21 protein-coding genes are annotated in these 25,661 nt (G+C 32.8%); 5 read left to right on the forward strand and 16 right to left on the reverse strand.

Annotated features, from left to right (window positions below; all coding sequences use genetic code 11):
- Positions 1–11: 11 nt before the first annotated feature.
- From lgt to fakB1, 13 genes are all read right to left on the reverse strand, one after another.
- The gene (gene lgt / locus P7F85_RS09845; protein WP_015365269.1) at positions 12–839 is read right to left on the reverse strand and encodes a prolipoprotein diacylglyceryl transferase; all 828 of its coding nucleotides are present in this window, start codon (positions 837–839) and stop codon (positions 12–14) included.
- A gap of 7 nt (positions 840–846) precedes the next feature.
- Complete coding sequence (gene hprK / locus P7F85_RS09850) at positions 847–1,779, reverse strand: HPr(Ser) kinase/phosphatase (protein WP_015365270.1); 933 nt, start codon at positions 1,777–1,779, stop codon at positions 847–849.
- 284 nt (positions 1,780–2,063) lie between these two features.
- Positions 2,064–4,910, reverse strand: a complete 2,847-nt coding sequence (gene uvrA / locus P7F85_RS09855) for an excinuclease ABC subunit UvrA (RefSeq protein ID WP_002465361.1) — start codon at positions 4,908–4,910, stop codon at positions 2,064–2,066.
- A 7-nt stretch (positions 4,911–4,917) separates the two neighbouring features.
- Positions 4,918–6,903 (reverse strand): excinuclease ABC subunit UvrB, encoded by a 1,986-nt coding sequence (uvrB, locus tag P7F85_RS09860; protein WP_002465354.1) that lies wholly within the window; start codon positions 6,901–6,903, stop codon positions 4,918–4,920.
- Between the two features lie 331 nt (positions 6,904–7,234).
- On the reverse strand, positions 7,235–7,462 hold the full coding sequence (locus P7F85_RS09865; RefSeq protein ID WP_002450915.1) for a CsbA family protein: 228 nt from the start codon (positions 7,460–7,462) through the stop codon (positions 7,235–7,237).
- A gap of 5 nt (positions 7,463–7,467) precedes the next feature.
- The gene (locus tag P7F85_RS09870) at positions 7,468–8,109 is read right to left on the reverse strand and encodes a YfbR-like 5'-deoxynucleotidase (protein ID WP_002465357.1); all 642 of its coding nucleotides are present in this window, start codon (positions 8,107–8,109) and stop codon (positions 7,468–7,470) included.
- 182 nt (positions 8,110–8,291) lie between these two features.
- Positions 8,292–9,095 (reverse strand): COG3942 and LysM peptidoglycan-binding domain-containing protein, encoded by an 804-nt coding sequence (locus tag P7F85_RS09875; protein ID WP_002465360.1) that lies wholly within the window; start codon positions 9,093–9,095, stop codon positions 8,292–8,294.
- 379 nt (positions 9,096–9,474) lie between these two features.
- Positions 9,475–10,582 (reverse strand): peptide chain release factor 2 gene (prfB, locus tag P7F85_RS09880; protein ID WP_102949347.1). Its coding sequence is split into 2 segments (ribosomal slippage): positions 9,475–10,509 and positions 10,511–10,582, totalling 1,107 coding nucleotides; the frame shifts between segments, so codons are not numbered across the junction.
- A 282-nt stretch (positions 10,583–10,864) separates the two neighbouring features.
- Entirely contained in the window at positions 10,865–13,399 is a 2,535-nt protein-coding gene (secA, locus tag P7F85_RS09885; RefSeq protein ID WP_015365272.1) for a preprotein translocase subunit SecA, read from the reverse strand.
- A 572-nt stretch (positions 13,400–13,971) separates the two neighbouring features.
- A complete protein-coding gene (hpf, locus tag P7F85_RS09890) occupies positions 13,972–14,547 on the reverse strand; it encodes a ribosome hibernation-promoting factor, HPF/YfiA family (protein WP_002450920.1) in 576 nt (191 codons plus the stop codon).
- Between the two features lie 61 nt (positions 14,548–14,608).
- Complete coding sequence (locus P7F85_RS09895) at positions 14,609–15,283, reverse strand: ComF family protein (RefSeq protein ID WP_015365273.1); 675 nt, start codon at positions 15,281–15,283, stop codon at positions 14,609–14,611.
- On the reverse strand, positions 15,283–16,626 hold the full coding sequence (locus tag P7F85_RS09900) for a DEAD/DEAH box helicase family protein (protein ID WP_019235820.1): 1,344 nt from the start codon (positions 16,624–16,626) through the stop codon (positions 15,283–15,285). Before P7F85_RS09900 ends, P7F85_RS09895 begins: the two co-directional genes overlap by 1 nt.
- Positions 16,627–16,642: 16 nt before the next feature.
- Positions 16,643–17,509, reverse strand: a complete 867-nt coding sequence (fakB1, locus tag P7F85_RS09905) for a fatty acid kinase binding subunit FakB1 (protein WP_002467468.1) — start codon at positions 17,507–17,509, stop codon at positions 16,643–16,645.
- A 139-nt stretch (positions 17,510–17,648) separates the two neighbouring features.
- Here fakB1 and P7F85_RS09910 point away from each other — a divergent pair, with 139 nt between their 5' ends.
- Positions 17,649–18,290, forward strand: coding sequence for a YigZ family protein (locus P7F85_RS09910; RefSeq protein ID WP_002467465.1), 642 nt, complete (start codon positions 17,649–17,651; stop codon positions 18,288–18,290).
- Between the two features lie 74 nt (positions 18,291–18,364).
- Here P7F85_RS09910 and P7F85_RS09915 read toward each other — a convergent pair whose 3' ends face one another.
- Positions 18,365–19,450 (reverse strand): glycosyltransferase family 4 protein, encoded by a 1,086-nt coding sequence (locus P7F85_RS09915; protein ID WP_270251358.1) that lies wholly within the window; start codon positions 19,448–19,450, stop codon positions 18,365–18,367.
- A 452-nt stretch (positions 19,451–19,902) separates the two neighbouring features.
- Here P7F85_RS09915 and gdpS point away from each other — a divergent pair, with 452 nt between their 5' ends.
- The 4 genes from gdpS (at position 19,903) to pepT (ending at position 23,778) form a co-directional block, all read left to right on the forward strand.
- Positions 19,903–20,973 (forward strand): GGDEF domain-containing protein GdpS, encoded by a 1,071-nt coding sequence (gdpS, locus tag P7F85_RS09920; protein ID WP_002467014.1) that lies wholly within the window; start codon positions 19,903–19,905, stop codon positions 20,971–20,973.
- Between the two features lie 290 nt (positions 20,974–21,263).
- A complete protein-coding gene (locus P7F85_RS09925) occupies positions 21,264–22,025 on the forward strand; it encodes a threonine/serine exporter family protein (RefSeq protein WP_002467012.1) in 762 nt (253 codons plus the stop codon).
- Between the two features lie 15 nt (positions 22,026–22,040).
- Positions 22,041–22,535 (forward strand): threonine/serine exporter family protein, encoded by a 495-nt coding sequence (locus tag P7F85_RS09930; protein ID WP_002467008.1) that lies wholly within the window; start codon positions 22,041–22,043, stop codon positions 22,533–22,535.
- 13 nt (positions 22,536–22,548) lie between these two features.
- Positions 22,549–23,778 carry a peptidase T gene (gene pepT, locus P7F85_RS09935; RefSeq protein ID WP_002467007.1) on the forward strand — a complete coding sequence of 410 codons (1,230 nt, stop codon included), beginning with the start codon at positions 22,549–22,551 and terminating at the stop codon, positions 23,776–23,778.
- A 64-nt stretch (positions 23,779–23,842) separates the two neighbouring features.
- On the opposite strand, the gene P7F85_RS09940 is transcribed toward pepT, so the two are convergent.
- On the reverse strand, positions 23,843–24,967 hold the full coding sequence (locus P7F85_RS09940) for a glycerate kinase (RefSeq protein ID WP_002467013.1): 1,125 nt from the start codon (positions 24,965–24,967) through the stop codon (positions 23,843–23,845).
- A gap of 367 nt (positions 24,968–25,334) precedes the next feature.
- Positions 25,335–25,655, reverse strand: a complete 321-nt coding sequence (ytxJ, locus tag P7F85_RS09945) for a bacillithiol system redox-active protein YtxJ (RefSeq protein ID WP_002450931.1) — start codon at positions 25,653–25,655, stop codon at positions 25,335–25,337.
- Positions 25,656–25,661 lie beyond the last annotated feature (6 nt).

Here is a 25,661-nt window from a genome sequence, read left to right on the forward strand (position 1 = left end):
AATTACACCTTCTATTTAGGCCAACTTAATGGTCCAGCATTCTTGTATGTGGGTGGTTGGTATTTGAAGCGTCTATATAACATTATTGCCACACTGATAATAATTAAAATCACAGATACTAACTGAGCCACTCTAATATGACTTGTTAGCATTAAACTATCAGTTCTAAGCCCCTCTACAAAGAAACGACCAATCGAATACCAAATTAAATATAAGAAAAATGTTTCGCCTAATTTTAAATGCTTTCTAACTGTAACTAAAATAATAAATCCTAAAACGTCCCACACTGACTCATATAAAAATGTTGGATGATAATAATGACCATCAATATACATATTATCAATAATAAATTGAGGTAAGTGCAACTGTTCTAAGAACGATTTTGATACTATCCCACCGTGCGCCTCATGATTCATAAAGTTACCCCAACGGCCTATACCTTGAGCCAAAATAATACTTGGTGCAACAATATCTCCAATTTGAAATGGATTTAAATTTTTCATTTTACAAACTATAATACCAGTTATAAAACCACCAATTAATCCACCATGAATGGCTATACCACCATGCCAAATTTTTGGTATTTCACCTGGATTCTGCATGTAGTAAGGCCATTGGAAGATAACGAAATAAATACGTGCCACTATGAAACCAAATATTGCACAGTAGAAGATAACATCTACTAGTGTATCCTTATGTAACCCTACTCTCTTTAATGCTTCTTGTGCTACAAAATAACCTAATAAAATGCCACAAGCAATTATAATGCCGTACCATCTTATTTGTAATGGGCCCAAATGAAATGCAATAGGATCAATATAACTTAACGTTAAATTCATCATCTAACTACTCCTCACCTTTATGACTGTTGCGAACAATTTCGTCATTCAGGCGTTCGCTAAATTCTTCTGCTGTATTGATACCCATGATATTTAAACGATAGTTCATTGCGGCAACTTCGATAATCACTGCAACATTTCGTCCAGGTCTTACTGGAATAGTTTTTTTAGTGATTTCTGTATCTAAGATACGTAATGTTTCTTCATTTAGACCCACACGGTCATACAATTTTTCTTTATTCCAATTCTCCAGATTAATATTCAAGCGGATTTGCTTTTCAGTCAAAATTGAACCAGCACCAAATAATGTCATTACATTAATAATACCTAGACCACGAATCTCTAATAAATGCTCAATCAATTTTGGAGGTTTACCAATTAATTCATCTTTTGTAATTTCTCTAATTTCAACATTGTCATCTGCAACAAGTCTGTGCCCTCTTTTAACTAATTCTAAAGCTGTTTCACTTTTACCAATACCTGAATCACCTGTGATAAGTACACCTACACCATAAACATCAACAAGTACGCCATGTAATGATGTTGTCTTTGCTAGTTCATGTTCTAAAAACGTTGTTAAACGACTCATTAGGCTTGTCGTAGCATCTTTAGCAACAATGAGTGGCGTGTTAAGCTCTTTTGCAGCTTCAACAAGTTCATTAGGTGGTTCTAAACCTCGCGTTACAATAATCGCAGGTGTGTCTGGTCGACATAACTTTCTCATTCTACCTTGTCGCTCATCATCAGGTAATAAATTGTAAAATGATAACTCGGTAGTGCCTAATAATTGAATTCGATCTGAAGCATAATGAGAAAAATATCCGGCCATCTCTAAACCAGGGCGAGAGATATCTGTATTCTTAATGGGTTTATTCAACCCTTCTTCACCAGCTATTAATTCTAAATTTAATACTTCAACTAATCTTTCAGTTGTTAACATGCGTTCACCTCTATATTGAATTGTTACTACAAATTCACTTTCTTTAATCATATCAAAAATCAAACTACTATCTATAATAAAAAGTTATATTAACTCAATGTTTAGAAAATAGTCATGTTTTACAAATGCAAAATCAACGTTAGATCTTTGTTTGTTTATCGCTTATAATCAATAAAGCGGTATCTACATTTTATTTAGATATGTATTGTATGAAAAAATCTTTTAAAAAAGATGATTCCAGTATACTCTGAAATCACCTTAATATAAATTATAACATCATTTTATTATGATTCATCTTCATTTCTATCTCGTTCTAAAACTGTTTTCAAATATTGACCTGTGTATGAACTATCGACATTGGCAATATCTTCAGGCGTTCCTGTAGCAACAATTGTACCGCCACCATCGCCACCTTCTGGACCTAAATCAATAATGTGATCAGCTGTTTTAATAACATCTAAATTATGTTCAATAATGACAACTGTGTCCCCATTTTCGACAAGTCGGTTTAAAACTTTTAATAATCGACTAATATCATCAACATGTAAACCCGTTGTTGGTTCATCCAGAATATAAATTGAACGTCCTGTTGAACGTTTATGCAATTCAGAAGCCAGTTTCACACGTTGCGCTTCACCACCGGATAAAGTAGTAGCTTGTTGTCCTAAAGTAACATAACCTAATCCGACATCTACCAATGTTTGAAGTTTACGTTTAATCTTAGGTATATTTTCAAAGAAATGGGTCGCATCTTCTGCTGTCATTTCTAGTACATCAGCAATATTTTTACCTTTATAAGTAACTTCTAGTGTTTCTCTGTTATAACGTTTGCCATCACAAACTTCGCAAGGGACATAAACATCAGGTAAGAAATGCATTTCTATTTTAATAATGCCATCGCCTTTACATGCTTCACAACGACCACCTTTAACGTTAAAACTGAATCGTCCTTTTTGATAGCCTCGAATCTTAGCTTCATTGGTTTGAGCAAACACATCACGTATGTCATCAAATACCCCTGTATATGTTGCTGGATTTGAACGAGGTGTTCTACCAATTGGTGATTGGTCAATATCTATAATTTTATCTAATTGGTCAATACCTTTAATTGACTCATAGTCTCCTGGCTTTACTTTAGATTTGTTGATTTTTTGTGCTAGAGATTTATATAATACTTCGTTCACTAATGAACTTTTACCAGATCCTGAAACACCCGTCACTACAGTCATTAGTGAAAGTGGAATATCTACATCCACGTTTTTCAAGTTATTGCTTTTAGCACCCTTGATGCTAATTTTTTTATTAGTCACTTCACGTCTGTGCTCTGGAACATCAATTTTCTTTTTACCACTTAAATACTGTCCTGTTAGGGAGTGCTTATTTTTCATTACTTGTTTAGGTGTACCTTGAGCGACAATTTCGCCACCATGGTTACCTGCGCCAGGTCCGACATCTACTAAATAATCAGCTGCGCGCATAGTATCATCATCATGTTCTACAACAATAAGCGTATTGCCTAAGTCTCTCATCTCTTTAAGTGTATTAATCAAGCGATCATTATCACGTTGATGTAAACCTATAGATGGTTCGTCAAGTACATAAAGAACGCCAGTTAGACGAGAACCAATTTGAGTTGCTAAACGAATACGTTGTGCTTCACCTCCAGATAATGTACCAGACGCACGGTTCAATGTCAGATATTCTAGCCCTACATTATATAAGAATGTTAAACGTGAAATGATTTCCTTAAGAATTTGGTTCGCAATCGCTTTGTCTTGTTCTGAAAGTTCGATATTTTGATAATAATTTAAAGCTTCTTTAATTGAGTATTCAACAACTTCACCAATATTTAATCCCGCAACATAAACTGAAAGTGCCTCTTTACTTAAACGCTGACCATGACATGTCTCACATGGCAACTCAGTCATATATCGGCTCATCATCTCTCTCGTATACTCAGATGGGGATTCATGATAACGACGATTGATGTTGTTAACTACACCTTCAAATATCATTTTTCGTTTTCTTTGTCCGCCGCCGAATCGTTGATTAAATGTAAATTCAATTTCCTTATCTCCTGAGCCGTGCATTAATATATTCTTTTGTCTATCGGTAAGTTTTTTATATGGTTTATCCATATTAATTTTATAGACTTCACATACACGTTTTAATAATGTTGGATAAAAATCTGAACTTGTAGGCTCCCACGGTTCAATTGCGCCTTCATTTAGGGTTTTATTGGGGTCAGGAATAACTAAGTCCATATCAACTGTTAATCGTTGCCCTAAACCATCACATGTAGGACACGCTCCAAAAGGACTATTAAAACTAAACATACGTGGTTCTAATTCACCTATGGAAAATCCACAAATTGGACATGCATGATTTTCAGAGAATTTTAATTCTTCCCCATCAATTATATCTACCGTTAAACTTCCTTCTGCAAGTTCAAGTGCCGTTTCTATAGAATCTGCTAATCTTGTTTCAATACCATCTTTAACGACTAATCTATCAACAACAACTTCAATAGTGTGGTTTTTATTTTTATCTAATTCCGGTACTTCGTTCACATCAACAATTTCACCGTCAACTCGCAAGCGAACATACCCTTTTTTACTTATATCTTCAATTAATTTTTCATGACTACCTTTACGGTGGGAAACAACTGGTGCTAACAATTGAATTTTAGTTCGAGTTTCTAATTCTAAAATTCTATCCACCATTTGTTGAACAGTCTGTGATTCTATCTCAATATGATGATTAGGACAATATGGTTTTCCTACACGTGCATATAGCAACCTAATATAGTCATATATTTCAGTCACTGTGGCAACTGTAGAACGTGGGTTCTTACTTGTTGTTTTTTGATCAATTGAAATCGCTGGTGATAAGCCTTCAATTGTGTCAACATCCGGTTTATCCATTTGACCTAAAAATTGACGTGCATAAGCACTTAATGATTCTACATATCTTCTTTGACCTTCGGCATAAATGGTATCAAAAGCTAAAGAGGATTTACCTGAACCAGAAAGTCCTGTCATCACTATCAACTTGTCTTTAGGTAATTCTATATCAACACCTTTTAAATTATGTGCTCTTGCACCTTTCACTACTATGGATGGTTCTCTCATTTAAATGTCACCCTTCTGATTTTAATTCGAATAACATATCTCTTAACTCTGTTGCTTTCTCAAAGTCTAAATCTTTAGCTGCTTTTTTCATTTCTTTTTCTATGTTTTCTATCGTTTTTTGACGTTCTTTCTTCGTCATTTTCTTAGGAACTTCTATTTGTTTATTTTCATTTGTATCATCACTTTCGACGGTTGCACTGATGACATCATGAATTTTCTTATTAATTGTTTGAGGTGTAATACCGTGTTTTTCATTATGAGCCATTTGTATATCACGACGTCTCTGCGTTTCATCAATGGCATATCTCATTGAATCTGTAATCTTATCAGCGTACATAATAACTTCACCACGATCATTTCGTGCTGCACGTCCAATTGTTTGAATTAAAGAACGATTGGAACGTAAAAATCCTTCTTTATCTGCATCTAAGATAACAACCAATGAAACTTCGGGAATATCTATCCCCTCTCTTAACAAGTTAATTCCAACAATTGCATCATAGGTACCCATACGTAAGTCTCTTATGATTTCTATTCTCTCGAGAGTTTTGATTTCCGAATGAAGATAATTAACTTTAATTCCTGCTTCTTTCATATATGTTGTTAAATCTTCACTCATTTTTTTAGTTAAAGTAGTAACCAGTACTCTTTCATTTTTATCAATTCTATCTTGAATTTCACTCAACAAGTCATCAATTTGATTTTCTGTTGGACGTACATCAATTTTTGGATCTAACAATCCAGTAGGTCGAATAATCTGCTCTACCATTTCATCGGTATGTTCTATTTCATAAGGTCCTGGTGTGGCAGATACATAGACTAATTGATTTGTTTTTTCTTCAAACTCTTCAAATTTTAAAGGTCTGTTGTCTAAAGCACTTGGCAATCTGAATCCATGATCAACTAAAACTTGCTTACGTGCTCTATCACCGTTATACATCCCCCTTACTTGAGGTAGTGTCACGTGTGATTCATCAATCATGATTAACCAATCATCGCCAAAGTAATCAAGCAATGTATATGGGGTAGAACCTAGTGGTCTTAACGTTAAATGTACAGAGTAGTTTTCAATACCTGAGCAGAACCCCATCTCACGCATCATTTCTAAGTCATAATTAGTTCTTTGTTCTAATCTCTGTGCTTCTAAAAGTTTATTTTCATCTCTTAACTCTTTTAAACGTTCTTCTAATTCTTTTTCAATTCTCTCGATTGCAACTTTCATCTTTTCTTCACGCGTAACGAAGTGGGATGCTGGGAAAATTGCAAAATGTTCACGTTCTCTTATAACTTCGCCTGTTAAATAATTCACTTCTCTAATACGATCGACTTCATCACCGAAAAATTCTACTCGAATACACATTTCTTCTCTTGAAGCAGGGAATATTTCAACCACATCGCCTCGTACTCTAAATGTACCACGTTGGAAGTCTATATCATTTCTAGTATATTGCACATCAACTAGTTTTCTTAGTAATTCGCTACGTTCCATTTCCATGCCCACACGCACACTGACAACCAAATCTTTATATTCTTCTGGATTACCCAAACCATAAATACAACTCACACTTGCTATGATAATAACATCATCTCTCTCAAACAATGCGCTCGTTGCTGAGTGTCTTAATTGGTCAATTTCATCATTAATAGACGCATCTTTTTCAATAAATGTATCTGTCGATGGTACGTAAGCTTCTGGCTGATAGTAATCGTAGTAACTCACGAAATATTCCACTCTATTTTCCGGGAAAAATTCTTTAAATTCACTATATAATTGTCCAGCCAATGTTTTGTTATGTGCAATAATCAAGGTTGGTTTACCTACTTGTTGTATTACATTACTCATCGTAAATGTTTTACCTGTTCCGGTTGCACCAAGTAGTGTTTGGTGTCTCTTACCTTCTTTAACACCTTTAACAATTTTCTTTATTGCTTCAGGTTGATCACCTTGAGGATCGAACTCTGAATTTAATTTGAATGGATAATGTTCAACCATTACTACATACGCCTCCTGTATTGTTTACAACTCAACTTTTATCACTCGAGATTAGTGAACTCATTTTTTTCTAAAGAATATCGTCACTAAATACGTTATTTACTTATTACTTTCCCTAGTTTACCTCTTGTCATACATCATTTTGATGATATCGTTAACGTAAATATTAGCACTGAATTTATTTTCTATTTTAACAAATCTCGAACATAAAATACAAACATTTGTTCGCTAACATTTTTATATTATAAGATAAATAAAAACAAACATAGCTTAGCAAACTATGCTTGTTTTATACACTTTATTTTCAATCCGTTTGTTTATTAATTGAGTTTTATTCTTCTCTCTTATGGAATTCTAGTTGATCTATGATTAAATAACCCGCTAATAATGATACAACATCAATAAATATAATCCATTCACTATGGAAAAAGCCTTTATATATTGAGGTCGCAATTAATATTAAAGTAACAGAGGTACCAATCCATTTGTTTTTAGTTACGACACTAAAAAGTACTATTAAAATACAAGGAAAAAATGCAGCACATGCATACCAAATCATTTATTTCACCTGTTTCTTTTATTAAGTATTGTCATCGTAGTTTCTCGTAATTCTGTTCTAGGAATGAAGTTTTCAGTTAGCATTTCAGGAATTACATTATCAATAAAATCTTGAACAGAAGCTAAATGATCGAATTGCATAATTGTTTCTAAACTCATTTCATATATTTCAAAAAACAAAGGTTCTGGGTTACGTTTTTGGATTTCACCAAATGTTTCATATAGTAAATCAATTTTATCCGCAACAGCAAGTACTTGTCCTTCTAATGAATCATCTTTACCTTCTTGTAGCCTTTGTCTATATATGTCACGGTATTGCTCAGGGATTTCTTCTTTAATAAAATTTTCTACCATTTCTTCTTCAACTTGTGAAAAAAGCATTTTCAATTCTCTACTTGCATACTTTACTGGCGTTTTAATATCACCTGTAAATACCTCTGCAAAATCGTGGTTTAGTGCTTTTTCATATAAGCTCTTCCAATCTATAACATTTCCATTATATTCTTCAACAGTGCCAAGATACTGAGCAATTTTTGTTACCTTAAACGAGTGTGCAGCCACATTATGCTCAAAATATTTAAATTTACCAGGCAACCTAATAAGCTTTTCCATGTCAGAGAGTCTTTTGTAATATTGATGTATGCCCATTCCGTGATGCCTCCTTCTTATTTAATCATAGATGATACTTAGTTTCATTATACCAATCAAAATCATGATTAAAAGTAATATCTTAATGGCGATTTCAACTTAGTTGATTAATATTAAATAAGCAGCAACGTAATAATATAAATTACGTTACTGCTATATATAACTTTAGTTTGTATTCAAATTTAATGAATGTAGTTATAGCTACCTGGATTTGTAATTGTTCTGTAAGATTTTACATTAAATCCACCGTTCCAGTTCATTTCAGAAACTGTAACTGTACCATTACTATTTACGCTTTCAACGACGCCTACATGGCCATAGCCACCCGAACCATTTGTACCAGGATTAGATTGGAAAACTGCACCTGCAACTGGAATATTATTCACTGTGAAACCAGCATTTCTAGCATTTACTGCCCAACTACCAGCATCCCCCCATAAACTTCCAATTGGTTTACCTAACTCTGCACGACGATTGAATGCATAATATGTGCAGTTGCCATAATTATATAAATTGCCAGAATTACTTACAGAATACAAACTAGCACCAGCCTCATTACTATATGATTGATTCGTTGTAACAGATGGTTGTGATGCCGTTTCACTTGTAACATCTACATATTGTTGACTTGCTGCTGATGTTGGTTCTCCAACATTATAATTGCTTGAATTATAAGTGGTATTGTTGACTTGATATTGTGTTTCATATGGAGAAACAGTAATGATATCCCCCGGAAAAATTAAAGGTGTAACCCCAGGATTAAGGCTATATAATTCATCTAAAGTAATATTATGATTTAAAGCGATTTGGTATAATGTGTCACCAGGTTTGACGATATATTGACTAGCATTTTCAGTTTCAACTGATGCTATGTTTTCAGATGTATTCACATTAGATACAGCAGTTTCTTCTTGAGCATCTGCAACATTGCTGAATGCGATACACGCTGCTACTGATGATAATGATAATAAAAACGTCTTCTTCATTAAATATGTCATTCCTTTGTTGTGTATTCTAATTTGTTGAATTTAATATAACACAATATTATTTTATAAAGGTTAATGTTAAATTGATGTAATATATTTTTTATACACAATCATTTCAAGCGTCATCTTATATATCATCACAAATACATATATATCAGCTACTTTAGAGCGATTCATTGTTAGTTTGACTTTGTCATAATGATCAACTGAGTAATATTACAAGAGATTTTTTACATTGATTTTGTTGACTTTAAAATTTTCAAAATAATTCATTCTTATTTTTATTTAAATGGTAGTACTTTGAAACTACTACAGCTAATAAAAAAGAAGCACTTGAGACAATTATATGCCTCAAACGCTCCTTCTCTTATTCTTCAATTTATTTATCCATTTGATGTCTTAAATACGCTTCAATAAACGGACCTATGTCACCATCCATTACTGCATCCACTTTACCGGTTTCTTCATTTGTTCTATGATCTTTAACCATTGAATAAGGATGGAATACGTAAGATCTAATTTGACTTCCCCAACCTATTTCTTTTTGCTCACCACGTATTTCTGCCATTTCACGTTCTTGTTCTTCTAATTTAAGTTGGTACAATTTAGATTTCAACATTTTCATTGCTGCTTCACGGTTTTTAATTTGTGAACGTTCATTTTGGTTATTAACTACAATACCTGTAGGATGATGCGTAATTCTGATTGCTGATTCCGTTTTATTAATATGTTGTCCACCAGCGCCAGATGCTCTGAAGGTATCAACTGTAATATCATCAGAATTGATTTCAATTTCAATCTCATCATTATCAAAATCAGGAATAACATCACAAGACGCAAATGATGTATGGCGACGGCCAGATGAATCAAATGGTGAAATTCGAACTAATCGATGCACACCTTTTTCCGCTTTTAAATAACCATATGCATTATGCCCTTTGATTAATAATGTCACACTTTTAACACCCGCTTCATCGCCAGGTAAATAATCCACGGTTTCAACTTTAAATCCACTTTGTTCACAATATCGTTGATACATTCTTAATAACATACTTACCCAATCCTGTGATTCAGTACCGCCTGCACCAGGATGTAATTCTAAAATCGCATTATTCGCATCGTAAGGACCATCTAATAATAATTGTAATTCAAAGTGGTCAATCTCTGATTTAAATTCAATGACATTATTTTCTAACTCTTGCTTCATATCTTCGTCAAATTCTTCTTGCAACAATTCAACTGTTGCAGACATATCTTCCACGGTTTCTTCTAATTCATAATAACCATTTACCATTGACTTTAAAGCATTATTTTTATCGATGATATCTTGTGCTCTATTTTGATCATCCCAAAAATTGGGCTCTGTCATCATTTCTTCATACTCTTGGATGTTAGTCTCTTTATTTTCTAAGTCAAAGAGACCCCCTAATTTGATTTAAATTGTCTTTGTACGCATCTATATTTCTTTTAATTTCTGATAATTCCATAATGTCTCTCCTATTTCATTTGTTTATCTATGATTTTATTTCAATTTGATTTACTTTATCAAATTCTTAAATATTACTACACTACATTCATCATATTATATGTTTATATTCTATCATAAACAAACTGAATGACAGTATAAGTACGATTGTTGTATTAAAATTAAAGCCTCATAACTTAATTATTGCTGTTGAATTATTTTCTCAATCAATCAAATATACAATAAAGAAGCCCAAGACAACTTTGTCTCAGGCTTCAACTATATATTACTTATTTAGGTGCAACTATGCTTGTCCATGACAGTTTTTATATTTCTTACCGCTACCGCAAGGACATGGATCATTACGACCGATGTCTTCACCTTTAACAATCGGTTGTGGTTTCACTTTTTCTTTGCCATCTTCGGCTGATACATGTTTTGCTTCACCGAAGTCTGTTGTTTTTTCACGTTCAATATCATCTTCAACTTGTACCACTGATTTTAATATAAACTTACAAGTATCTTCTTCGATATTTTGCATCATCATATCAAATAACTCGTGACCTTCATTTTGATAATCACGTAATGGATTTTGTTGTGCATATGAACGTAAATGGATACCTTGACGTAATTGATCCATTGTATCTATATGATCTGTCCAATGACTATCAATAGAACGTAATAAAATCATTCTTTCGAATTCATTCATTTGATCGCCAAGCGTTTCTTTTTGTTTAGCATAAGCTTTTTCAATTTTAGACCATACTACTTCAAAGATATCTTCTGAATCTTTACCTTTAATTTCTGACTCTTTCAATTCTCCTTCTTGTAAGAAGACATCATTTATATAGTTGATGAATGGTTGATAATCTAAGTTATCATCCTCTTCATTGATATGATAATTGATTCCACGTTGTAATGTTGAACGTAACATGGCATCTACAACTTGTGAACTATCATCGTTATCAATGATATCGTTACGTTCATTATAGATAATTTCACGTTGTTTACGTAGTACTTCGTCATATTCTAAGATACGTTTACGTGCATCAAAGTTGTTACCTTCAACACGTTTTTGCGCTGATTCTACTGCTCTTGAAACCATTTTAGATTCAATTGGTGTAGAATCATCCATACCTAATCGGCCCATCATTTTTTGTAGTCTTTCTGAACCGAAACGTACCATTAATTCATCTTGTAATGATAAATAGAAGCGACTATCCCCATTATCACCTTGACGACCTGAACGACCACGTAATTGGTCATCAATACGACGTGATTCATGACGTTCTGTACCAATAACAGCTAAACCACCGATTTCTTCAACGCCTTCACCTAATTTGATATCTGTACCACGACCAGCCATGTTTGTAGCAATGGTAACTGATCCTTTTTGACCAGCATTTGCAACAATTTCCGCTTCTCGTTCATGGTTTTTAGCGTTTAATACATCATGTCTTACGCCACGTTTTTTTAATAAATTAGAAATATATTCAGATGTTTCTACGGCTACTGTACCTAATAATACAGGTTGTCCTTTTTTATGCTTTTCAACTACATCTTCAACAACGGCATCAAATTTCCCTTTTTGACTAATGTAAATTAAGTCAGATTTATCAACACGTTGTACAGGTTTATTAGTCGGGATTTGAGTTACTGTCATATTATAAATATTTCGGAACTCTTCTTCCTCTGTTTTAGCAGTACCTGTCATACCTGCTAACTTATTGTACATTCTGAAATAGTTTTGGAAGGTGATAGAAGCCATTGTTTTAGATTCATTTTGAATTTGTACGCCTTCTTTAGCTTCGATCGCTTGGTGTAAACCTTCAGAGAAACGTCTACCAGGCATTGTACGACCAGTAAATTGGTCAACGATAAGTACTTCGCCATCTACAACCATGTAGTCAACATCTCGTTGTAAAGTCACATGCGCTCTTAATGCCGTATTGATATGACTAATAATTTCTACGTTTTGAACATCATAAAGATTATCAATCTTAAACATGCGCTCTGCTTTATCTGCACCTTGTTCTGTTAAGTTCACAGATTTTGTTTTTTCATCGTATTTATAATCATCATCTAATTTTAGCATTTTAGCGAAAACATTAGCTTGTGTATAAAGTGATGTAGATTTTTCTGCTTCACCTGAAATAATAAGCGGTGTTCTTGCTTCATCAATTAAAATAGAGTCTACCTCATCAATAATGGCAAAATGTAATGGTCTCATAACACGCTCTTCTGCATAGTTCACCATGTTATCTCTCAAATAGTCGAATCCTAGTTCGTTATTCGTACTATATGTGATATCTTGTGCATACGCTTCACGTTTTTCAGTTGTGGTTTTACTATTTAAGTTTAGACCTACAGATAAACCTAGAAATTCGTATAGTTCTGCCATTTCTTCACTTTGAACACTAGATAAATATTCATTGACTGTAATAACGTGAACGCCTCGCCCTGCTAATGCATTTAAATATGTAGGCATTGTTGCTGTTAACGTTTTACCTTCACCTGTTCTCATTTCAGCGATATCACCATGATGAATAGCGATACCACCCATAACTTGTACTTTATATGGAATCATATTAAAAACGCGTTTAGAACCTTCACGTACAAGTGCATACGCTTCAGGTAAAATTTTATCTAAGTAATCATTTTGTTTTTTAACATCTTCAATTTCAGCAAGTTCTTCTTGAAATTTCTTAGTTTTATTTCGAATTTCTTCATCAGTTAAAAGTGCTGTATCTTCCTCTAATGCGAGTACTTTATCAGCTAACTTACCTAACTTTTTCGTTTCTTTTTTATTGCCGTCAACAATTTTTGATAAAAATCCCATTCTGTTCGCTCCTTTAGCTAAAAACTGCTTGGCTTTCAACAATTAATCTTACCATTTATACCTTTAGAATCATACTTAAATACTCATTAGTATACGTTATTCCCTTTGTCCATAATATAAACATATTGGCAATCATAGCTTACACACTTTAAGTTATTTTACATGGTAATTCAATCAAAATGCCTTTGTGTCTTTCCAATCTATAACATAATTAAATCTAATGAATTGTCAACAAGTTAATTCTAACATGATACAATGTATTATTTCTCGTCTCAAATAAATAAACTTCGCATAAATTGCGAAATTTATTATACAGTATTTCTTTTCCGTTATTTTCAATTAAGATTAGCACAGTATAATCATTGCGTCTACGAATTCAAACATCCATACATCATTCTTTTAAATCCCTTTACTCAACTCATTATTAAGAATAACCCCTTAATATTATATATAAAAAGGGAGCAAGATGAAGTATTCACATACGAATAACAATCATCTCACTCCCAAATTAACCCTATTCAATTATTAAACTGAATTCATTTCTTACATATATTTATGGTTCACATTGACCCTTATTGTTCAGTTGTTTCAATTAAACCATATTTTCCATCTTTACGACGATAAACGATACTAGTACCGTCAGTTTCACGATCTGTAAAGATAAAGAAGTCATGTCCTAAAAGATTCATTTGTAATACCGCTTCTTCAGAATCCATAGGTTTTAAACTGAATTGTTTAGAACGAATAATTTCGATATCATTATCATTATTTTCTTCTGCACCGCTAATTTCTTCTGGTGGTGCTTCTTGAACTTCTGCTACAAACACTTCTTGATCACCACGGTCACGGTGCTTACGATTTACACGTGTTTTATACTTTCTAACTTGACGTTCAAGTTTATTAGTAATTAAATCAACACCAGCATATAAATCATCATGTCTTTCTTCTGCTCTTAAAGTGACATCTTTAAGAGGAATTGTTACTTCAACTTTTGTAGTTGAATTTGAATAAGTTTTAACTTTAACGTGTGCAACCGCATTCGGTACATTATTAAAGTAACGTTCTAACTTACCAATTTTTTCCTCAATATAGTTGCGAATTGCATCTGTGATAGTGAGGTTATCTCCATGAATTTCAAATCTAATCATAGTAATCTCTCCTTTAACCTCTTATATTGGTAATGCTTAATTATATTTTACCACGTCATCCTTATCTTGCAAACGCAAACACATTGAATTTTCTGACATTTAATGTGGATAATTTACACATTGCACGATTAATCGTTAACCCCGTTGTATAAATATCATCAACAAGTAATATTTCCTTACCATCTAACTCAATATTTTTCCTTATAAAAAAGGGATTTGTCTCTTTTATTCGTTTAATTTTATTTAAACCTGCTTGTTTCGGTCTAAATTCTGTACCTAATACATTTTTATAATCAACACCTTTCATCTTTAAAACTTCTTCAACTGGATTAAATGTTCTTTCAATATTACGTTCATCTGGGGATGGTATAGGGATTACGTAGTCAAATTTACCTTCTGGTATATTGATTACCTCAGCAAGAATTTTGCATAAATAATGATCTTTCAAAAATTTATATTGATGAATCGTTTCTTTCATAATACCTTCATAAATAAAATCACATTTTAATTGATATTGAATGTTAAATCGCTCATTCAAAAATTGACAATCTTCACAAATTTGTTCATCTTGTGTCATTACTTTCAAACACTTTTTACAACGCTTTATAGCATCATGGATTTTTACTTGATTCCATTTTCCGACGCAAGTCTCACATAAAACATTAGGGTTTCTATAAAAATTAATGATAGTAAAAGGTTCATTTATAGGATTCAAGCATTGTAGACATCTTTCCATTATATGTCTAACCATCCTTTTTGTTTCCCAAGTTGATTCATTTTTTTAATATCTTTTCTTGCTAACATCATCGATAGTGACACACCATTATGATAATAAATCACATGCCCGTTTGGCGCTTGCTTCTTTCTCCCTACACGACCTGCAATCTGTATTAATGCTTCTTTAGAAAACTGGTCAGCATCAATTACTACGACATCCAACTTTTCCATAGTAAAACCTCGTTCAAGAATAGTAGTGGTAAAAACAACAACATGATTACCTGCCCTTAAAGATTGTACTTTTTCAAAGCGTTGCTCATCTTCACTGTGAATATATATTAAATTCGGTATTTGAGCTTGATACGTCTTAAAAGCTTTAATCATGCAATCAATGTGATTAAAAAATACTAAAGTATATCGTTGACGTTGTATTTGTTGGGATAAAAAATTTAATAATTTATATTGAACTTTCTTAGGATTAAACTTTAAATATTGAAAATTGGGTACCGGAAGTGGTTGTCGGTGGAATCGTGCAGGTAATTTAATCACATTATCTTTACTTATCGTCGATAATAGTTTCTTCGGCGGCGTAGCTGTCATATAAATATGACATGCACTCTGTTTGGAAGCTGTTTGAATCACTTTAAATAAGTCGTCATCCATTGATAATGGAAATGCATCTACTTCATCAATAATAATAGCATCAAAGTGGTTTTTATATCGATATAGCTGATGAATCGTTGAAATGATAAAGTGTCCGTTGAACTCTTGTTTACTACTTTGATGCAATACATCTATATCTTCCTGAAAAAATGCATTTTTAATCCGTTGGCTAATTTCTACTACAACATCAACACGTGGTGATACAATCGCAATATTGTCGCCTTGATTTCTAGCAAACTTAATGCCTTCGAAAATCATTTCAGTCTTACCAGCCCCAGTAACTGCATATAACAATAATTTTCGTCGTGCCTTAATTGCATTTACAATTTGTTGAGAGGCATACCTTTGTTGGTCTGAAAGCGCAAATTCAAGGTGATATTCACATAGCGTAGCCTTTTGATGACTCTTAGTTATTCTATAATCAGTCAAATGATCCATACGACCAAGTTGTATACATTTTCTACAATATATAATGTCTTTATTTATAAAATTTGAAAAATAGCGATGAAAATATTTAGCATCGTCTGTTTCACATTGAACACAATGCCAACGGTTATTTTTAAATACAACGCCTTTAGTAACATGTGCCACTTGTTCCGTAGTGATATTCATTTCTGAATGAATTAACTTTCCAAAATGTAATATTGATGTTCCCTCCAATAAAAAAAGACATACCGAATTGTCATTCAACAATTCCATATGTCCTCTAAATCTTCTAATTAAGTCTAATTTGTCGTGCAGTGTAGCCTAAACCTAACCCACCAGATCCTAAGTGCGCGGCAATCACTGGTCCGAATTCAGAATATGCTACTTGGTAATGTGATGACGCATTGGCTTTGACAGATTCTAATAAGGCTTTACCATCCTCTGTTTTATCGCCATTAATCACGTAAATTGTCACATCATTATAATCTTTAACTTGATTTAAGACTTTATCTTCTAGTGCTTTTAGCGCTCTCTTCTTAGTACGTACTTTTTCTTCTGGTACTATTTTACCATCATCAAATTTAAGTACTGGTTTCATTTTTAACAATGTACCTACCCAAGCTTGAGCACCTGTAATACGTCCGCTTTTTTGTAAATTTTTTAAGTCATCTACAATTAAATAAGCACCTGTATGTTCTCTCATATCAGTTAACTCTGCTATGATATCATCTGGTTTATAACCTTGTTCTACCATTTCTATTGCACGTAATACGTAACAACCTTCCATCATAGCCGCAAGCTTACTATCAAATGCATAGACATTAATGCCTTCAACTAACTCTCCAGCTTGCTTCCCAGATTGATAACTCCCACTAATTCCACTAGATAAGAATACAACTATCACATCTGTGTAACCATCTTCTCTTAATTTTTCGTATCTTTGAATCCATTCACCTACAGCCGGTTGACTTGTCGTAGGTATCGTTGCTGAAGAAGCCATTTTATTATAAAAATGGTCAATATCAACATTTACATCTTCAGTATAGCTTACACCATCATCAAAAGTTACACTTAACGGTGCAACTGGGATATTATATTTATCAATTAAATCTTGAGATAGATAGCTAGTAGAATCAGTCATTACAGCAATCTTCATAGTAGTCCTCCTCAATTATACTCATAGTAATAATACAATATTTTATTAAAAAAGAAAATCTTAATTAAACAATTTATTTTAAGTATTTACAGAGTGTATAATACAAATATGAAAACAGAGCGAAGATGAAGGTGAAAAAATGACAAAACCAATCATTACTATTAAAGAAGAACATACTATTGAAAATACAATCAATAAATCGCGTTTTATTTCACATATTAAACCTGTAGCTTCAGAGGATGAAGCAAAGGCATTCATAAATGAGGTGAAATCACAACATAAAGATGCAACACACAACTGTTCTGCATACACTGTAGGGCCAGAAATGAATATTCAAAAAGCAAATGACGATGGAGAACCAAGTGGTACTGCTGGCGTCCCTATGTTGGAAATATTAAAAAAATTAGAACTACATGATGTGTGCGTCGTTGTTACACGCTATTTTGGCGGTATCAAATTAGGTGGTGGCGGCCTCATAAGAGCATATAGTGGTGCAGTACGTGATGTTATTTATGATATTGGACGTGTGGAGTTAAGAGCTGCTATTCCAACCACCGTTACCTTGAATTATGATCAAACTGGCAAATTTGAATATGAATTAGGTTCCACTAGCTTTATGCTTAGAAATCAATTCTATACTGACAAAGTTAGCTACCAAATAGATGTAGTTGAAACTGAGTACGATGATTTTATCGAGTTTTTAAATAGAACGACAGCTGGCAATTATGAGCTAAATACTGAAGAAATTAAAATGTTACCCTTCGATATTACAACAGATTAAAAAATAAGCTATCTAAAGTTAGAGTCTAAATAACGATGAAATCGGGACTCTGTTTTAGATAGCTTTTATGATGTTTAGTGATTGTCTTCCTCTTCATATTGATGTTGAGGATGTGGATGATCACCTTTTTTTGTAATTAGGTTTAAAATCGGTCTATAATTATCGTCAATTAATCCTGTAAATTCAACAATGAGTTCAATCGTTAAAATAATTAAAATGAACATCATTAATGCACCTAGAGGTTGAGATAGATACAGAATAATACTAGATAGACTGAATAAGATAGCAATGAAATATATGAGTAAGACGGTTTGTCTATGTGTATAACCAAGTTCTAATAACTTATGATGTAAATGAGATTTATCCGCTTGCATAATATGTTGCCCTTTTTTCATTCGTCGAATCATTGCAAAAATAGTATCAATAAATGGTACTGCTAAAATAACAATAGGGAAAAATAATGCAATAAATGTAATGTTTTTAAAACCTAGCAATGAAACAAATCCAATAATAAAACCAATCATTAGGGCTCCACTATCACCAAGAAATATTTTAGCTGGGTGTGAGTTATAGAATAAAAATCCTAATAAAGATCCGATTAACACACAACAAATCATTATAATAAAGATATTCGCTTGTAAGATAGCGATAAATGCAATTGTCATTAATGCAATCGCAGATACACCAGATGCTAAGCCATCTAATCCATCAATTAAATTAATAGCATTTGTAATAGCTACAATCCAAATCACTGTAATTGGAATACTTAAAATTCCAAAATGAATCGTTGGTCCCATTGGTAATGAAATAAAATCAATGGTAATACCATAAAATGCGACCACTAAAGCTGCTACGATTTGCCCAGCTAATTTGATATATGGTTTAAGATCAAATATATCATCGATTAAACCAACGGCATACATCAATATTGCTCCGATAACTAATGGTTTCACTTCTCTTTCAATAGGATGGCCTAACCACATTCCAATTAAAAATGAGAATAAAATAACTGTGCCACCCATGACTGAAATCGGCTTTGTATGCACCTTACGAAAATTGGGTTTATCTACTAAATTTAATTTTTTAGACATCGCAATAATAATGGGTGTTATTATTAAACTGACTATCATAGTAAATGCAATGAGTAATAATGTATACATCAGTTCACCTTCATCAAAATTAAGTTAGTTTCTATCATTTAAAGGGTAAGTTTTAAGAAATCCAACTATTTCTCTTCCTATATTTATAGTTAATATTTAAACGTGCGTCGGTTATTTTGTATGATTTTCCTCTTTAATAACGACTACTATCAATCTTCAATTCTATCGCAATAACATCAGTTGCTATCATCTTTCCTTATTATTAAATCAACTGTATAATAGTAGTTAATCTAAAATAAGATATCCCAAATTTATAACAACATTCTTTCTTCATATATATCTACATCGATTTTTATACTCTCACATGACGAAACTTTTTTTCATCATATCACTTAAGTTAACATTTTAACATTAATCACTATTTTATGTGATAAATTTTTTAGTCTAACTAATGACAAATTGTAAGTTTTCACTTACAATAGCTAATGGTCAATAAAGGAGTCGGTAAAACTATGTTTGAAGCAATTATATATAATATTTCAGTCATGGTTGCAGGCATATATTTGTTTCATAGACTGCAATACTCTGAAAATAAAAGAATGGTCTTTTCTAAAGGATACGTCACTGTTTTAATGACGCTTGTTGCACTTTTATTAGCAGCATATCCCATTCCCTTCCGTTTAGAATACTTAGTTCATTTAACGTTTGTACCTTTATTATTCTTAGGACGTTACACCAACATGGTTTACACATTAGCTTCAGCTGTCGTCGTATCATTAGTTGACATACTTATTTTTAACAACTCTATTATATACGGTATCACTTTAGTCGTTATAGCGGGTGTGGTCAGTGCAGTAGGTCCGTTTTTAAAACAAAACGATATTATATCGTTACTTATATTAAATACAATCAGTATTATCATTTTATTTATACTTGCATTAGTGAGCCCAATCTATGATTTAATTGAAATTGCAATTTTAATTCCTGTGTCATTCATTATCACAATTGCCTCTGCAATTACATTTGTAGATATTTGGCATTTCTTCTCACTCGTTAATCGCTATGAAAATGAAGATAAATATGATTATTTAACTGGTCTTGGGAATGTTAAAGAATTCGATAGACATTTGAATCAGTTATCTAAATATACTGAGACACATAATGAAAGCTTAGGCTTGTTACTTATTGACATTGATGGCTTTAAAGATGTAAATGATACATATACGCACCAAGCAGGAGATGCTGTATTAAAACAAATGTCTCAATTACTTAAAAATTATGTCCCTAAACAATTTCTTATTTTTAGAAATGGTGGCGAAGAGTTCTCTGTTGTAATTAATGACTATACATTGGATCAAAGTGTCAAACTTGCCGAAAATATTCGTCAAGGTGTAGAGAAGTCATCATTCCATCTACCTAATAAGGAAGTCATAAAACTTTCAGTGTCTATAGGTGTCGGTTATTTAACACAAGATGATCGCAAATCACAAAGACGCGTCTTTAAAGATGCAGATGATATGGTACATGTGGCTAAAAGCGAAGGTAGAAATAAAGTCATGTTTAATCCTATTATTAAACTATAATCAAATATTGAATACACTATCAGAGGTAGAGACAAAAGGATTTGTAATTTCGTTAATTTATTTATCGACGTTTGAATCTTTCACGTCTCTTCCTTTTTTATTTTATAAACGCATTTCTTATCCACCATAGCCTTATTTATTTTAGATTTAAAATAAATGTTTACCACCGTTTTCACCTATCTCCTTCATTACATAATCTTTTCAATATGACTTACTCTATTGAAAGTTGTTAGCTCAAGTTGTAAACTTCAATTATTCATATCATTAAATTAATTAGGAGGTGGTTATTCATGTCAGATTCAATCACTATCATTGATGAGAATAAAGTGATTGATGTCGTGTTGATTGCTGGTAGGATTTTACTAGAAGCTGGTGCTGAAACATATCGTGTTGAAGATACCATGAATAGAATTGCACATAGCTATGGCTTACATGATACATATAGTTTTGTAACTTCAACCGCTATTATCTTCTCTCTTAATGATCGTACTAGTACTCGATTAATTCGTATTAGAGAACGTACGACAGATTTAGAAAAAATAGCTTTAACCAACAGTTTGTCTCGTAAAATTTCTAGCAATCAACTTACTATTGATGAAGCAAAATCTGAATTAATCCACCTTAGAAGTGCATCGTTGCAATATTCATTTTTAATTAATTTATTTGCAGCAGCGATTGCATGTGGTTTTTTCCTATTTATGTTTGGTGGCGTAGCATCAGATTGTTGGATTGCCATACTAGCTGGAGGATCAGCGTTTTTAACGTTTAGCCTTGTTCAACGATATATTCAAATTAAATTTTTCTCAGAATTTGTTGCTGCTGCAGTCGTAATCACAATAGCTGCTGCCTGTTCGAAACTTGGATTGGCAACAAATCAGAACATTATTACCATTGCGAGCGTAATGCCTCTTGTACCTGGTATTTTAATTACCAATGCGATTCGTGATTTACTAGCTGGAGAGTTATTAGCAGGTATGTCTAGAGGTGTAGAAGCGGCGCTAACTGCATTTGCTATTGGCGCTGGCGTTGCTATAGTATTACTAATTTTTTAAGAGAGGCTGTTCATATTGTTATTTTATTTATTTCACTTCACAATAAGTTTCATTTCCACAGTCCTTTTCTCCATCATATTTAACGCACCCCGTCGATTATTATTAGCGTGTGGTTTTGTCGGTGCAGTTGCGTGGACAATTTATCAATTTACCGTTGATATGCAATTTGGAAAAGTTGGCGCTACATTTTTGGGAAGTTTAATTTTAGGCTTACTCAGTCATACGATGAGTAGACGCTATAAAAGACCTGTTATTATATTTATCGTACCTGGAATCATTCCACTTGTACCAGGTGGTACTGCGTATGAAGCAACACGCTTTTTAGTATCAAATAACTATACTAGTGCTGTAAATACTTTTTTAGAGGTTACCTTAATATCTGGCGCGATATCTTTTGGTATTCTTGTAGCAGAAATCATCTATTATCTCTACACACGTATCAAGCAGTATTATGGTAAAATTAAAGGTAAATCATATAGAAAATCTTATAATATGAATAATCGAGTTTAAGGGGATGTCTAACATGAAAGAACAAATTATCGATAGATTAACGAGATACGTCAAAATAGATACACAATCAGATCCAAATTCAAATACGACACCATCTACGACAAAACAATGGGATTTATTAAACCTATTAGAAAGTGAGCTTAAAGCATTAGGACTCGAAACAGATATGGATAGCAATGGTTACCTTTTTGCTACATTAGACAGTAATGTGGAATATGACGTGCCAACGGTTGGTTTCTTAGCTCATGTTGATACATCACCTGATTTTAATGCTACTAATGTTAACCCACAAATCATTGAAAAATATGACGGTAATCCACTTAAGTTAGGTAAAACAGATAGAATTCTAGATCCTAAAGTCTTTCCTGAGCTTAAACAAGTCATTGGCGATACATTTATGATTACTGATGGTACTTCATTACTAGGCGCTGATGACAAAGCAGGTGTAGTAGAAATTATGGAAGGGCTTAACTACTTACTTGAACATCCTGAAATTAAACATGGTAAAATTCGTGTAGGCTTTACGCCAGACGAAGAAATAGGAAGAGGACCTCACAAATTTGATGTTAAACGTTTCAATGCTGATTTCGCTTATACTATGGATGGTAGCCAATTAGGCGAATTACAATTTGAAAGCTTTAATGCTGCTGCAGCAAAAGTAACATGTCATGGTGTTAATGTACATCCTGGATCAGCTAAAAATGCGATGATTAATGCCATTTCACTTGGACAACAATTTAATAGTTTATTACCTCCTAGTGAAGTTCCTGAACGTACAGAAGGTTATGAAGGTTTTTATCATTTAATGAATTTTGAAGGTAATGTTGAAAAAGCTACATTACAATATATCATTAGAGACCATGATAAAAAGCAATTTGATTTACGTAAAAAACGTTTTATGGAAATACGTGATGATATCAATTCACATTTTGAAGATTATCCAGTCAAAGTCGACGTTGAAGACCAATATTATAATATGGCTGAAAAAATCAAACCTCATCAGCATATTATAGATATCCCTACAAAAGTATTTAATCGTTTAGGTATCGAGCCTAATACGGAACCTATTCGTGGTGGAACTGATGGATCACAACTATCATTTATGGGATTACCTACACCTAATATCTTTACTGGTTGTGGCAATTTCCATGGTCCTTTTGAGTATGCCTCAATCGATGTTATGGAAAAAGCCGTACAAGTTATGGTGGGTATCACTGAAGAAGTTGCAAAATCAAATCAATAATATATCAACACCCCTAAGTGTCTAATCTAAGACACTTAGGGGTGTTATTTTTATTATTCTATCATTATTTATTCACATCGAATTGTGTTTTCAATAATTTTAATGCTTGAACTGTATAATGTCTGATTTGTAGACCCATTTTAAAGTCTGTATATGATTCAGGCATATCTATGAATGTATTGAACATAGCCGTTACGCCCTTACCTTCAAACAAATCGAATTTATCATCTGTAGCACAAATCGCTATAGATGTCTTATGGTGTTTTTCTGTTAAATCTGCAATACGCAATGTCGTCGTTTCTAATAATTGATCACGTTCATTTAAACCTTCACCAAATATAATTAAATCTGCTTGTTGAACTAAATCTTCCAGGTGTGTAATTTGATCCACAAGTTCATGACTTGTTAAGATTTCCGCTTGATATAAACCTTTTAAAACTGCAGCTATTCCGCCACCAGCACCACCACGCTCGATAGGACCAATCGTTACTCGTAATTCACTCTTGAATAATTCACTAAAGTACCAAACTAAATTGTCAATTTCTGCCGCTTCATTTTGTGTCATACCTAACATTGGATACATTTGCATGATTTCACTTTGTTTACCATATAAACGACTTGAAAAATCTGACATTACTTGAATATTTGCTTCAGCTAACTTCGGATGGATACCAGAAAAATCTAAACGTCGAATATATTTAATAACATGCGCACCCTTAGTCACATCAACAAGATTTGCCTCATCATCATAGAACTTTGCACCTAAGGCTTGAAGCATTCCTGCACCGCCATCGAAACTTCCGATACCACCAAGGGAGATGATAATATGTTTAGCATCATTATCTAACGCAGCATGTAGTATTTCGCCTAAACCATAACTCGTTCTTTCTTGGATAGGTTTTTGTCCATTTAAGAATAAATTACCTTCAATAATGGTCATACCACTATCTGTTTGACCATAAATTGCTTCTACTTCATTCATGTCTGCATCATGGGCAGCAACTCGATACTTACTTCCCGACTGCCATAAAAAGACTGAATCCATTAATTCATGTCGTCCATTAAATAATGGAACTTGAACAATATCGGCCTTTTCAATTTGACTAGCAACCGCTTCTTCGACATATCTATTTGCTTGATAGCTTGAAATAATGCCATTAAATTCGTCCATGGCTACTAAAACTTTCATTGTCTTAACCACCTTGTTTTTATATAATATTGTGCTTTCAATACAATTTAACTTTTATTATTAATCTTACATTTTTTACATATTCAATAATCTATTTGTGTTGTACACTAACATATTATACATGTGAATGTGCATGATTTCATGATAAACACTATCATAATCTTTATTAAACTATGAGTAATATGAATATTGGTCTATTATATACTATTCTCAATTAAAGCATAAACGATTAACTTCTCCTTTTTACAATCACTATTAAAAAAGCCATTTTATTACGAATAGCGTAATAAAATGACTTTCCTCATTTAATTGAACATAAAATAAGTGATATAACATTTATGTTCTTTATTCATTTGTTAGTTATTCATTATTCTTCTGCTTGCGCTAATGACGAAACATTGATGTCACTGTGTGACGCATTCCATTTCATTTCACCATCTATAAAGTAAAATGCTTGTGGTGATTCATGTTTGACATTTGTCTTTTCAGCAATGTAGTCCGATAATTTGCGCTCCTGTTGTACTATTAAATAGTAACCGTCCATATCGCGTTCATATAAAAATTTATTAAACTGATCATACGCATTTGCAGAAATTGGACAAGTTTCGCTATGTTTTAAAACAAAAACATATTTATTTTCTTCTAACACTTGTTCAAACTGGTCAATCGAACTCAGCTTTATAGCCATTCTATT

The sequence above is a fragment of the Staphylococcus sp. aM genome, from assembly GCF_052975125.1.